The organism is Dyadobacter sp. CY261 (assembly GCF_021440085.1).
GTDB lineage: Bacteria > Bacteroidota > Bacteroidia > Cytophagales > Spirosomataceae > Dyadobacter.
The window spans coordinates 1,275,302-1,287,490 of sequence record NZ_JAKCPW010000001.1; the positions used below are offsets into that span (position 1 = coordinate 1,275,302).

Annotated in this window: 9 protein-coding genes; 3 read left to right on the forward strand and 6 right to left on the reverse strand. The window is 51.4% G+C overall.

What is annotated here, in order from left to right:
* Positions 1-210 precede the first annotated feature (210 nt).
* Complete coding sequence (locus LZD49_RS05080) at positions 211-1,293, forward strand: metallophosphoesterase (protein WP_234666238.1); 1,083 nt, start codon at positions 211-213, stop codon at positions 1,291-1,293.
* Here LZD49_RS05080 and LZD49_RS05085 read toward each other — a convergent pair.
* The 5 genes from LZD49_RS05085 to LZD49_RS05105 all read right to left on the reverse strand — a co-directional run bounded on the left by LZD49_RS05085 (position 1,287) and on the right by LZD49_RS05105 (position 8,797).
* Positions 1,287-2,381 carry a sensor histidine kinase gene (locus tag LZD49_RS05085; RefSeq protein WP_234666239.1) on the reverse strand — a complete coding sequence of 365 codons (1,095 nt, stop codon included), beginning with the start codon at positions 2,379-2,381 and terminating at the stop codon, positions 1,287-1,289. The two genes, LZD49_RS05080 and LZD49_RS05085, sit on opposite strands and share 7 nt — an antisense overlap.
* Before the next feature lie 8 nt (positions 2,382-2,389).
* Positions 2,390-4,564, reverse strand: a complete 2,175-nt coding sequence (locus LZD49_RS05090; RefSeq protein ID WP_234666240.1) for a xanthine dehydrogenase family protein molybdopterin-binding subunit — start codon at positions 4,562-4,564, stop codon at positions 2,390-2,392.
* Positions 4,565-4,704: 140 nt separating this feature from the next.
* Complete coding sequence (locus LZD49_RS05095) at positions 4,705-6,558, reverse strand: MutS-related protein (protein ID WP_234666241.1); 1,854 nt, start codon at positions 6,556-6,558, stop codon at positions 4,705-4,707.
* Positions 6,559-6,579: 21 nt separating this feature from the next.
* Complete coding sequence (locus LZD49_RS05100; protein ID WP_234666242.1) at positions 6,580-7,056, reverse strand: DUF1440 domain-containing protein; 477 nt, start codon at positions 7,054-7,056, stop codon at positions 6,580-6,582.
* Positions 7,057-7,081: 25 nt separating this feature from the next.
* Complete coding sequence (locus tag LZD49_RS05105) at positions 7,082-8,797, reverse strand: hypothetical protein (protein ID WP_234666243.1); 1,716 nt, start codon at positions 8,795-8,797, stop codon at positions 7,082-7,084.
* A 170-nt stretch (positions 8,798-8,967) separates the two neighbouring features.
* Between LZD49_RS05105 and LZD49_RS05110 the strand changes: the two genes are divergently transcribed.
* Together LZD49_RS05110 and LZD49_RS05115 are read left to right on the forward strand one after the other, a co-directional pair.
* On the forward strand, positions 8,968-10,116 hold the full coding sequence (locus tag LZD49_RS05110; protein ID WP_234666244.1) for a PAS domain-containing protein: 1,149 nt from the start codon (positions 8,968-8,970) through the stop codon (positions 10,114-10,116).
* Position 10,117: 1 nt separating this feature from the next.
* A complete protein-coding gene (locus LZD49_RS05115) occupies positions 10,118-11,593 on the forward strand; it encodes a PAS domain-containing protein (protein WP_234666245.1) in 1,476 nt (491 codons plus the stop codon).
* Here the strand turns inward: LZD49_RS05115 and LZD49_RS05120 are convergent.
* Positions 11,590-12,186, reverse strand: coding sequence for a hypothetical protein (locus LZD49_RS05120; RefSeq protein ID WP_234666246.1), 597 nt, complete (start codon positions 12,184-12,186; stop codon positions 11,590-11,592). The two genes, LZD49_RS05115 and LZD49_RS05120, sit on opposite strands and share 4 nt — an antisense overlap.
* Positions 12,187-12,189: the final 3 nt, after the last annotated feature.

Here is a 12,189-nt window from a genome sequence, read left to right on the forward strand (position 1 = left end):
TCAATAACAATGTCAGATCACAACAGTTGCCAGGCGCATTTGCCGCCTGATCGTATACGTATAGAGAAGGAAAGGTTGACCGCTAAATCCGGCACAAATGTAGGTGGGCAATGTTATCAGTCCGTTAAGGGCAGATTACCCTTGGATTAAGTTTGTGAAAGAAAATGAAAGTGTTTTAAATAAAAAAGAATTTAAATAAAGCTATTTTTAATGCGATTCATACTACTTCTGATTCTGTGGGCGACGGGTGGTGCGCTTTGTTTCGCCCAGCCAATAATTCTTCGCCGGGTGATCCTGATCGGTGACGCCGGTGAAATCAATCCGAAACAAAATAAGGCCCTCAATGATGCCGCGGCGCACATTTTACCCGGCAAATCGACGGTCATGTTCCTGGGCGACAATATCTATCCGCACGGCATGGGCTTGCCCGGCAGCCTGGAAGAGGCCGAAACGCAAACCATTATCCGCTCCCAGTTCTCGCCTATGCGCGCGGCAGGCGCGCCCACTTATTTTGTTCCGGGTAACCACGACTGGGACAAGTCGGGCAAGCAGGGCCTGGCCAAGATCCGGCGTCAGGGTGAGTTTTTAAAAGAACAGAATGATCCTGGATTGAGCATAGTACCTGCTAATGGCTGTCCCGGGCCTGTCGAAATACCGCTGGGCGACGGTCTGGTGATAATCGCTTATGATAGCGAATGGTGGCTTTTTCCGCATGAAAAGACTGGCACCGGCGATGGCTGTGATTGCGGTACGAAGGAAGAGGTTCTCGCGCGGATGCGGGAAATCAGGGACCGGAATGCGGGCAAGTTCATTGTTCTGGCATCTCACCACCCATTCCGGAGCTACGGCACACATGGGGGCAAATACAGCCTGAAAGACCATATTTTTCCATTGACAGCCGTCAAAAAATGGCTTTGGATACCGCTGCCGGTGATCGGCTCCTTGTATCCACTACTTCGCTCCACAATCCGTAACCCGGAGGACATGGGCCACGCCTGGTACCGCGAGCTAATCGCCAAAGTGACCGATGTTTTCAAAGGCAGCCCCGGGATTCTGTACGTAGCGGGGCACGAGCATGGTCTGCAATTGATCAAAGACAACATTACGCAGGTCGTCAGCGGATCCGGTGCCAAGCATTCGTATGCGAGAAAGGGCAGGCATTCGCTTTTCGCAGATACTAAACAAGGTTTTGTTACCGTCGATCTGATGAGCGATAAATCGCTGCAAATCGTCTGTCACGCATTGGAAAAAGGAAAAATACAGGAAATGTTCCGTTACCGGTTGGCTTATTGAACCATTAGTGGGCTGTCCAGGTGCGTATTTTGCGGCTCCAGCGCGACGGAAAGTTTGACTGCAAAAGCACCGTCGCCATCCTGAATTTCGAGAAAATGCTTGTCCGGATAGATGAGGTCAAGCCGGCGACGTACGTTTTTAAGGCCAATTCCTCCATAATGCAATGCCTGCTGCGTCGAAAGTGCCGAAGTGCTGTTCGAAACTTCGAATTGAAGGTGATCAGCTTTTACGCGTAGCCGAATGCTGATCCAATTATCACGATCGCTATCTTTTGAAACGTGTTTGAAAGCATTTTCAACAAAAGTCATCAAAATGAAGGGCGCAATGTCGGTATCGGTGGGAAGCTCATCTATGTCGGTGGTGACCAGTATTCCGCGGTTCTGACGCAGTATTTCGAGCGCGATAAAGTTGCGGAGATAGGCAATTTCCTTTTCGAGTGGTACGAGCTCGTCATTGCATTCGTACAAATGGTGCCGGAGCAGTTCCGAGAACTTGGCAAGTGAAGCGGAAGCGACGTCTGGATTTTTGTGAATGAGAAAAAATATAGAGTTGATGCTATTGAACAGGAAATGGGGGTTGAACTGGTATTTTAAAAACCGCAGTTCGGTTTCCAGTTTTTCCTTTTCCAGCAACTGTTTCCGCCGCTCGGTACTGATCCAGTTTTTGGTTAGTTTAATGCTCATGGCGAGCGTGGTACTCGCCAGCGTCGAAGGCATCGTCTCTCCGAAGAAATAGAAAAAGCAGTTTTTATCTCGTCCAAAAAGCGTTTCCACCGACTGATGGGCCAGCCATGCACTCACATAATAACCCGAAACAATCGCAAGCGACGTAGCCAGTAAGGTAATGCCCAGATAGCCGATGTAGGGTTTGTACTTTCCTTTTTCGAGATAGCGCGGAATGAGGTAATATAAATTGAAATACACCGCCACCGCTTGCAGCACCACATAAAACAGGAATTTGATGGCAAAAGGGGAGAACAGGATACTTTCGGCCGCTTTAAAGGGATTACCCATCGCCACCACCCACCACAAATAATGGTAGGCGAGCCAGAAAGGAATATGGTATAATTTCAAAACGGCCTTTTGCATATCCGAATTTATGAAATATTGGATAGTAACGGTAACTTCCTGATCCGCTTGCCGGTGGCAGCGAAAAACGCATTGCCCAAAGCAGGTGCCACTGGCGCAACCCCCGGCTCCCCGGCACCACCCATTTTGCCATCGTCCTCGATGATATGTACCTCTATTTCGGGTGAATCTTCGATCCGTAACATGCGGTAATCATGAAAATTGCTTTGCGTAATGCCTTCACTCCCGACTGTTATTTCACCATATAACGCCGCGGTAAGGCCATAAATAATACCGCCTTCCATCTGGGCCGCAATACCGTCGGGGTTTACCGCCAGTCCGCACGCGATCACGCACACGACACGGTGGACTTTGAGTGAATTTTCTAAAAAGGAGATCTCAAACACCTGCGCTACGACGCTGCCCATTGCGGCATGTACAGCCACGCCTTGAAAATGGCCCTGTGGCAGCGGTTGGCCCCAGCCAGCCTTTTCGGCAACAGTGTTCAATGCGGCGAGGTGCCTGGGATGGTTGGTAAGTAATGTTTTTCGGTACTCCACCGCATCGCGGCCGGCGCGGAATGCCAACTCGTCGATCAGCGTTTCCATGACAAACGCCGTATGCGTGTTGCCCACCGACCGCCATGCCAGCACCGGCACATTGTTGGCAGTCGTATGCAAAACGACCGCATGATCGGCACAATGTGTGAGATAGGGCGAACCATTCACGCCGTCGAGCGAGCTGTAATCGAGTCCATTAGGCGCAATGTCTTTTTCAAGGACTGTATTGACAAATAATGACTGCCCGACAACATCGTGCTTCCATGCTATCGGAAGGCCGTTTATTCCAATGCCAATTTTGGCCTGATGCAGGTATACCGGCCGGTAATACCCGCCGCGAATGTCGTCCTCCCGCGTCCAGATCAGCTTGATATTTTCGCCCGACGCCTTCGCGATGTGTAATGCCTCCGTTACCCAGTCGGAGCCGAAAGAGCCGCGCCGGCCGAAGCTGCCACCCATAGCGGGCGTATACAACACGACCTGTTCTTCGCTGAAACCCAGAATGCGGGCCGCATCCTGCCTGTGCAGGGACTGCGACTGTGTGGCCGTCCATATTTCACAGCGGTCGGACGTGAGTTTTACCGTGCAATTGAGCGTTTCCATCGGCGCGTGAGCGAGGTAGGGAAATTGAAACTCCTGCTCGTAAACTGTGTCGGCCTTTTGCCAGGCATTGTCGACATTACCTTTGGATTGCCCTATCATGCCAGATTGCTGAGCAACTTGCCTGTACTCTTCTGTTAGTTTTGAACTATCGGGATTCTTAACACCCGCTAAATCCCATTCAATTTGCAGCGCTTTCCTTCCCTGTAAAGCCGCCCAGGTGTGATCCGCTACAACAGCAACCCCGCCGGCAACCTGTACGACTTTCCGCACGCCCGGCACGCGCACTGCGTCCGAGGCATTGAAGGATTTTACCTTACCACCAAAAACCGGGCAGCGTTCCAAAACAGCCACAAGCAAGCCCGGAAACTGAATGTCGATGCCGTAGCATGTCCTGCCATTCACTTTGTCGGGAATGTCCAGGCGTTGTGGCGAGCGCCCGCCGCGGGATCGCCCGCCGCGGGGTCGCCCGCCGCGGGATCGCCCGCCGATCAGTTTCCATTCGCGGGGGTCGCGGAGCTTGACGGTCGGGATGGGTAATGCCGAAGCTTCGGTCGCAAGGGACCCATAGCTGATTTGGGTCGTTCCTGCCAGTACGTAACCGTTGGCGGTGCTGCATTGTCCGGGTGAGATGCCGAGCCGCTTCGCTGCGGCCTGGACGAGCATGGTTCGGGCAATGGCGCCGACGGTTCTGAGCCGGTCAAATTCAGAGCGGGTCGTGTCCGAGCCACCCGTGGAAAGGACCCACATGCTTTCTTCCTGCTGTGGGCCTTCGATGACACGATTTTCCACGCGGATGCGGGTCCAGTCGCAATCCAGCTCTTCGGCTATCAGCATCGGAAGCGTCGTCCATATTCCCTGGCCCATTTCAACTTTATGCAGAATAATGCGAACAGTGTCGTCGCTGTCGATACGTAGCAACGCATGAGGCGAAAAGCCCGGTGCCGACAATGCGCGGACCTGAGATTTCACGGGTAGGAAAAATGAAAGCAGCAGCCCGCTGGTTGCCAGCGAGGCTGTTTGTATGAAGTCGCGGCGGTTCATAGATACAGTTTGGCACAATGTTGACTGCAAAGGAATGGGGTGCGAAGTCTACGGGGAAATTGTTTTGATGAGCTGCCGTTGAAAACGGATCAAATGCACTTCTGGCGAAGCACTTTTTTACGCGTAGGTTTATTTGTTCGTCAGTTTGAAGGTAGGATGTCAGAAAGTATCCGTATTCCGCTGCGTTTCATGAGCTCGCTGGCATTAAAATCGGTGCAAATGCCGGGCGTAAGCCGGTAATCGAAGAGAATCTGACCTTCGGTAATGCTACTATTGAAGCTGAAATTGCGGATGGCCAGGTCCTTGGTCAGGTTGGCCAGGTCAAGGTCGTGCGTAGAGATCATGCCAAATGCATTGAGTTCGCTGAGTTGTTTGATCAGCGACACACCGCCGCGGAAACGGTCCTGGGAGTTGGTACCTTTGAACATCTCATCGAGCAGAAAGAAGATAGGCTCACCCTCGCTCACAAGTGCCAGCAGTTGCTCAATGCGTTTCAGTTCGGCATAAAATGAGGATACGGATTCTTCGAGATTATCCTGTGTACGCATGCTCGTGAACACGCGCAGGGGCGATACGCTTGCAGAGGATGCGCAACAGGGTGCGCCCATGAATGCAAGCACGAGGTTAATACCCACGGTTCGCAGGAAGGTGCTTTTTCCTGCCATATTCGAGCCGGTGATCATCGTGATCTCACCGCGACCGGTCATGGTGAAGTTGTTATTAATCCGCTTTTTTGACTTTAATAAAGGGTGTCCAACAGATTTAAAATCAATTTGATATGTTTCGGTGGAAATGTCGGCAAAAGTGTAATGCGGATTGGCATGCGCAAATCCTGCCATGCTCGCCAGCGCCTCGAATTCGCTGACCGAGGCGATCCACGGACTGATATCGTCTTTGTTACGGGCTTTCCACGCTTCGGTGCCGAGGATCAGGTGCACGTCGATCAGCAAGAGGTTGTTGATCATATGGTAAAATGCATTCTTGCCCACGGAATTGCGGGTGCCTTTTTGCTGGAACATTTCCAGAATACGCTTTAATGCCCCGATCTCCGATGTAGCCGAACGGTCCTCCCGTATGAAAGTAGTGCTGAGTTCGGTCAATTTTCGTGAAGTAAAAGTCGCCTTTTCAATAACCTTCATCAGGGACTCATATGCGCCGAGAATACCGATATTCCGCTGCGTACTGAGAATAATGTCTTCCGCGATATTTTTGAAGCGTTTCAGGTAAAAGGAGTTGATCACCGACATGACGATGAGCGGCAACAAATGCAAGCCCGACAGCTCTTGCAAATGCATAGTCAGATTGTACACGAAATAGAGGAGCGCGAACGTCGACAAAGTGCCCAGTACCAGGCTGATAGTACGCAATCGCTGCCGCGACGCGAGGAGCTGCGGAGGTTCTTCGAGCCATTTTATCAGGATTTCGTAATTGCTGTTGGCGGACTCGAACCGCATGCCGGAAGACTGAAAATTCTGCCGCCAGTCGAGCTGGCCGGTGAGCTCCCGCACTGCTTCCTGCCGCCCGATGACGGTATGCCGGTCGGCCGGGCCATTGAGCCAGCTTGCCAGAAGCCGCGCACCCGACTCGGTTGTGGTGCGGTTCAAAAGCTGGAAGAGGGAATGACTTCCGAATATGTCGAGATCGGCGGCGTAATGGTGATCGCGGTCGAGAAATGCTGCGCCGGTCGGGAATGCAGCAAAATTATTCGAAATACGCTGGACTTCGGCTTCGTTGATGTTTTTCAGCAATTCCGCCTGCTTTTTTTCTTCGGCCATGCCATTGTAACGTTTCAATGTCATCACAAAAAGCACGGTGCCTACGATGGCGGTGCCGATTACCGGGATTACCCAGCCGCTGGCCGCAAACAGCATGATGAGAATGCCGGTCAGCAGGAAAATGGCCAAACGCGTGTAGGAAAGGTTGTTGAGCTCCGGCGCGAAGTTGTCGGCCATGGTTTTATAGCCTTGCGCCCTGCTTTGGTAGGTTTCTGTCATTCGGTTAAGTCTGTTTCAAAATCATCGTCGTCCGGACGCCGACACGATGTAGGAAATGGGTATTCCCACGGCAACGATCACGATACCCATTCCGATCAGTGCTGCGTTAGGGTCGGGCATGGGCATTCCTTTGAACACGATTTGCAGGACACCCAGGTTCATCACGAGCCAGATGAATATGCCATACAAAACGCCGCTCAGGAGTTTTCGCTTCCGCAGAAATGCCAGCCCCGGTAAAATGAGGTAATAAAACACTGTGAAAATGAATGCGATCACGAAATGCAGCAGTAAGCCGGTAATGATCATGGGCGTGCCGCCGGAATAGGCGGCTTTGCCAAAAATGCCGCTTGAGATAGACATCAGTATGCGGGCCGGACTTGTCTTTTCCAGAATCACCGCATACACCAGAAATGCCGCCAGAATATCCAGCGTACCTGCCACTAAAGTCGCCGAAAGTATGGTATTCCGGCCGGACTTACTGATTTTGAATGCACTCATAGTTGTATACGATGATTTCCCTGCATTACTTCATAAAGACCGAAGCCGCCGGAATCTGCTCAGCTTTTCCGAATGCCCGTTCATATTTTGTCTTGATACTGGCTATTTCTTTCGTCTTCCGTTGCGCTTTCAGGCTTTGTGAAAGACCTACCAGCGACCAGCCATTGGATGGGTTAATGATCAGGTCTTCGCGGTAGACTTGCTCGGCAAGTGCCGGTTTACCCGCTTTTAATAAATAAGCGCCCAGGAACTGGCGTGATGGCAGCGGCCAGTCTTTGGGTTCGGTGTAAATGAGCTTGTCTTCCAGTTTGATGGCTTCTTCCAATGCCGCAATGCCATTTGCCCGTTTGTTTTGCGAAATGGCTACCACGCCTTCCAGTACTTTTTCTGCAATGGCTGCTATCTCAACCGGCGAGTTGAAGGGAATTCTGCGTTTGGTCAGGATGGGATCTTTTGCCTTTGCTTTGAGCAATTCAAGCCTTGTGACAGCCGAATCGGGACGGCCAGTGTTCGCATACGCAATACCTTTTGCGAAATCAGACAACAGGCTCGCATAGGTCCACTTCGGATCGGAGGTGACCGAATCGGCGAGGATTTCTTGCCATTTTCCCATTCTTACCTGCGTCATCACCGGTAGCATATACAGATACTGGTCGTAAGTGGTTTCGAGCTTTGGAGCTACACTTTGGCGGCAGCGGTGCGCATAACGCATGGCGTCTTTATACATGCCCGCAGTAAGGGCGCAGTAGGTTTGTACCGCGTAGTAATGCGGGGAATGTTTGTTCAGCGAGAGGTTTTTGGCCAGCATATTGTAATTCAGCAATGCATTGTCGGCCAGGTTGTTTACTTCCACACCTTGCTCGTACAAGCCGTTGCGCTCATACTCGTGGCTTGCCATGTGCACCATATGTGCGACCCCCGGGAGCAGGTCGCGCAGCGCTTCTGCGCTCCCAAGTGCAACCTCGGGGTGACGGGAGGCTTCGGTCAGATGTATATAGTAATGCAGTCCGGCCGGGTGTTTCGGGTTGGCTTTCAATGCCTTTTCACATAAGGTGACTAGCTCTGGTGTCCAGGGTTTTGCAGTACCGTCTTTTCTCCAGAAATCCCAGGCATGCATCAGCATTTGAGAATCGATATAAAGGATTTTGAATTCGGTCTCGTCGGGATAATCGGCGACGAGTTTTTTCAGTTTGTCGGAGTAAGCCTGATTCAGTTCGGCGCGTTTCACGTCGGTGGGGTCGTCGGAATAGCGGCTGTTCATGACGTCGATCAGCAGCTTTTCTTTTTCGGTGGTATGGGCAGTGAGGCTGTTCATCCGGTTGAGCGCCTGGGCCACTTCCGCGGGTTTGGAATAGGTATGGGCAGCATTATAGTAGGGGCCCATGGCCAGTGCCTGTCCCCAGAATGCCATGGCATTGGTGGAGTCGAGCCGTCCGGATTCCCGGAACGAGGCAACGGCTTCCCTGAAGTGATAGCCATAATACAGGTTAAGGCCCTGATCAAAATAGAATTGCGAGCTGTCGGAACTCGTCGAAACCTTGTAGGAGAAGTTTCCCCACCCGGGAAGCGCAACAACGTACTTGCCGTTCAAAAGCGGTGTCTGTAGTTTTTGGTAAGCGGGGCCGCAGACAGCAATTTCCGCAGACGTGCTTGCCAACGGTTCACGTTGGGATACTTCACGGTCAACTACGACAATGCCTGCCAGCATCGACAGGGCGGCGATTGGTATAATGGTCTTCATGCTCTTTTTTAGGTGGAATCCCAATATAGTGATTAAATTACGCCGTTTCGTGGAAAATATCTTTAAATTGTACGAGCTGATATGGGTTGCGGACCGGGGAATTTACATCGACGTTTATCTTATATCGTTAGTAAAAACTGTGCATCCGGTCGACTTGGCCGACAAACGATATGATCGACAACTATCTGAGTCAGGTATTTAAATCCTTGCCTGCGCCAAGCCTGGTGCTCTTGGCGGATGCCCCGAAATTTACCATCGCTGATGTGAATGACGCCTACCTGGAATTGGTGCATATGAACCGTAACGAATTGATAGGCAATGGCTTTTATGAAGCATTTCCGAACAATCCCTACAACCGCGTAGCGCCCTGGAATAATTTGCTGGAAAAACTGGTTTCCGATGGTCTGCCCAATCAGTCGCCTGTTTCGAAATACCTTTTGCCATTGAATGGCGAATCTGAGCGTAATGTCAAATATCTTCTCGCCACCAACACACCGGTCCGGAATGAGGTTGGCCAAATCGAACACATTCTCCGCACGGTTACAGACGTCACAGAGGTAACGCTCGCGCGGCAAACGCATGTCCCTTTCACATCCGAAAAATTTTTGTCCGAAACCCTCCGTATCGCCCGCGTGGGCAGTTGGGAGGCCGATCTGATCAATGAAGTCATCAACTGGTCGGACATTGTACGGGAAATCCATGAAGTGCCGGCAGACTTCCAGCCCGACTTTTTCAAAACGTTGGATTTTTACCAACCGGGCGAGCACCGCGATGCTTTTATGCGGGCCGTGCAGGAAGCGATCGTGACGGGAAAACTTTTTGATCTTGAACTGATCATTATAACGCAAAAGGGCCGGGAGAAATGGATCCGGATAACCGGAAAATCGGAAATCGTAGAAGGCGTTTGTACACGACTTTACGGCGTTATTCACGACATTCATGAGCGGAAAATGGCCGAGCAGGAAGCGTTGCAGTCGCACCGGCAGTTTGAATCGCTTATCCAGACTGTCGACGGAATTGTATGGGAGGCAGATGCTGCCACTTTCGAGTTCAGGTTTATCAGCGAGCAGGTCAGGAATATTTTGGGCTACACGCCAGAGGAATGGCTGAGTGATCCGGCTTTCTGGCAAAATCATATTTATCCCGGCGACCGCGAGCAGGCCGTTCGGTACTGCCATCGCGAAACGCAGGAAATGCGCAATCACACGTTTGATTACAGGATGATACGTGCGGACGGAGGGCTGGTGTGGATCAAGGATGTGGTATCGGTGATCAGGGAGGCTGGAAAGCCTCGAACACCTCGAGAAGATCGTCCTTGAAATGAATTCGGTGAAGGACAGCCCGCTCAAAAGTGTACTCGATACTTATTTAGAAGGAATCGAGGCATTGTTTCCGCATTCGAAGTGCTCTTTGGTGGGTGTGAAAAATAAAAAACTGTACAGCCTGGCATCGCCCTCGCTACCACCGGAATATGTGGAATCGATCCATAATCTTGAAATCGGAGAAAATGCGGGCTCGTGCGGAACGGCGGCTTTTCTGCGACAGCAGGTGATCGTCGCGGATATTGCCACGGATCCGCGCTGGGCCAAGTACAAGCACCTGGCTTTGCCACACAAGTTACTGGCATGCTGGTCACATCCGGTGATCGTCGACGACAATGCGATAGCGACTTTCGCCATATATTACGACCGCATCAGCGAGCCCGCAGAAGAGGAGCTCAAAGTAATAGAGCGCGTAGCGTCGATTTTGAAAGTGATCCTTGAAAACCGGCAGAGCCTGGAGGTAATCCATGAGGCCGCCGCCGCGCTCCGCCGCAGCCATGAGCGTTATGAGTATGTAAATATGGCAACAAACGACGCCATTTACGACTGGGACCTCTTGCTCGACCATATCGAGTGGGGCGACGGCTTTTTCCGGGTCTTCGGGGATGAGTCCGACAAAAGCCTTTATCCACTTTCACGCTGGGCCCGGCGTGTGCACCCCGCCGATTGGGAGTCCGTGGCTGAAAGTCTTGAAACCCAGCTCGCCGACCCGCAGCAGCAAAAATGGAGTGCCGATTACCGGTTTAAGAAAGTCGACGGCATCTATGCGTATGTGGAGGAAATTGGCTATATCCGGCGCGACGAGCGGGGAAAGGCGGTCAGGATGATCGGTGTTTTGAGGGATATGACGAAGATAAGACAGGAAGAGCAGGAATTAAAATTGCTTGTTTCTGTCATCACAAATACCAACGACGCGGTGCTCATTGCCGAGTCCGACCCGCGTGATGTTACGGGATTGAGAATATTGTATGTCAATGCGGCGTTCACCCGCATTACCGGCTATGCGCCAATCGATGTTGTCGGAAAAAGCCCTGCTTTACTGAAAGGTTTTAGTCCGGCAAGAAATGATTTTGACAAGCTCAAGGACGCCATCTATCATTTGGAACCGCTCAAAGGAACCACGATGCGATACACGGGGGAGGATAACGAGTGTTTTATAAACCTCGCATTGCTGCCCGTCACGGACGCGCTTGGCGTTCACACGCATTGGATCGCGATCGGCCACGATGTGACCGACCGGCTGCGTTACATCAGCGAAATCGAGGAACGGAACCATAAGTTGCAAGAGATCGCCTGGATGCAATCACATGTGATACGCGCACCGCTTGCGAGGCTCATGGGGCTCATTGATCTCATCCGCAATTACCCGCACTCCGAAACAGAGCAGACCGAGTTGCTGGATCATGTGCTCACGTCGGCCTATGCGCTGGATGAAATCATCCGCGATATATCCTCCAAAACCGAGCGGATTTAATTAAAACCCAATTTTAAACCCAGCGAAAGGCTCACAATATCGTTGATTTTGAGAAAACCCTTATTTTGCACGTAGCTTATCAGTAAGAGATCGTAGGTTCCCAGCTCGTAGTAAAATTCCAAAGATCTCCTATGGTTGTTCAGCACCACGTTACGTCCTGCCTTACCGCCGATGTAGGCACCCGGACGGAACGATGTTGCCCACCAGTAATAGCCTGTGGGATAGTAAGAGGGCCATTTGGTATCGAACTGCGGCCCGAATGTGTAACCGAGATACGCGCCTATCGAAAACGGCCTGATATAATAGCTGTTTTTCAGATTGATCCGCCAGGGCGAATAGGTAGTTTTGAGCGTAGTCGTCACCAGTGCGTCACCTCCGAATTTCTGTGGTAAAAAACCGAAAAGCAAATCTGTTTCAAGGGTCTGGTTGCGCGACATATAACCCGGCCCGCCCGAAAGAAATCCGATGTTACCGGCAAATTGCAACTTGATATGATCGGGCACAAACCATTTGCGGTGATGTGTAAGGCCAACTTCTTGTGCGGACACTGGCAGTCCGATCATTAAAAGGAATGGGAGCAAATACTTTTTCATGGC